Source organism: Mycobacterium arosiense ATCC BAA-1401 = DSM 45069 (genome assembly GCF_002086125.1).
GTDB classification, from domain to species: Bacteria; Actinomycetota; Actinomycetes; order Mycobacteriales; family Mycobacteriaceae; genus Mycobacterium; species Mycobacterium arosiense.
This window is the reverse complement of record NZ_MVHG01000212.1, coordinates 1-971: the sequence shown is the minus strand read 5'-3', so window position 1 is coordinate 971 and position 971 is coordinate 1. Positions and strand designations below refer to the sequence as shown.

The 971-nt window shown below is 69.7% G+C and carries 1 protein-coding gene; it reads right to left on the bottom strand.

The window, feature by feature from the left end; translation table 11 throughout:
* On the bottom strand, nucleotides 1-971 hold a 971-nt coding region (locus BST14_RS28130; protein ID WP_158085946.1), incomplete at both ends, for a S8 family serine peptidase.

Here is a 971-nt window from a genome sequence, read left to right as displayed (position 1 = left end):
GGGGTGATGACCCGGCTTTGCGCGCCGGGGGCCATTCGATCGCCGGGCGGGATGTTGAAGGTCAGGGCGGCCACGGGGTCCACCATCCCGTATCCGACCTTATTGTCCACGCCCGCAGGCGGATTGTGCGCCGACTGCACGATCCGGTTGATCACCTGGTGCGCGCTGAGGTCGGGGAACTTCGCGCGCACCAGCGCCGCGACGCCGCTGACATAGGCAGCCGAGAAACTGGTGCCCCAAAACGGCATATTCTTCTCGCCCGGTCTCGACGGCGGGTAGGCGTTGACCGGGCCGCCGCCTTGTGGTGAGAGGCCCATGATGTGGGTTCCCGGCGCGGCCACGCCGACCCAGGGTCCGGTCATGCTCTTGTCGAGCGGCGCGCCGCTGCTGTCGACGGCGCCCACCGACAGGACGTAATCGCTGAACCACGACGGTGCCGAAACGATCTTGACCTGATGCCAGTCGCGCGGATCCGACGGGTCCAGCGGGTCATACATCGGGTTGTTGTTGCAACCCGCTTCCCCGTCATTGCCGGCGGCCGCGACGATCACCGCGTCCTTCGCGGTGGCCGCGTACCACAGCGCCGCACCGAGGGCTCGCTGGTCGGCCGGGGCCGCCGCGGGCAGGCACGCGGTGACCGAAATGTTGATCACCTTGGCCCCCATGTTGGCGGCGTGAACCACCGCGCGCGCAACCGAATTCAGCGTTCCGGCCTTGACCTTCTCGTCCGAGTAGGGATCTCCCGGCGGCGGGTTGACCGGCTCGAAGGCTCGTGACGACTGGCGGATCGAGATGATGGTCGCGTGCGGGGCCACGCCCACCACACCGTCCGGTGCACCCGGCGGAAGCGGCGGCACCGCGGGTTCGTCCTCGGTCTGCGGATCTGGCGGTCCATTCGACGCGGCCGTAGCACCGCCGCCCTCTGGCGGCGGCGGTGGCGGCGGCGGTGGCGGGGGCGGAAGCACCTGGGT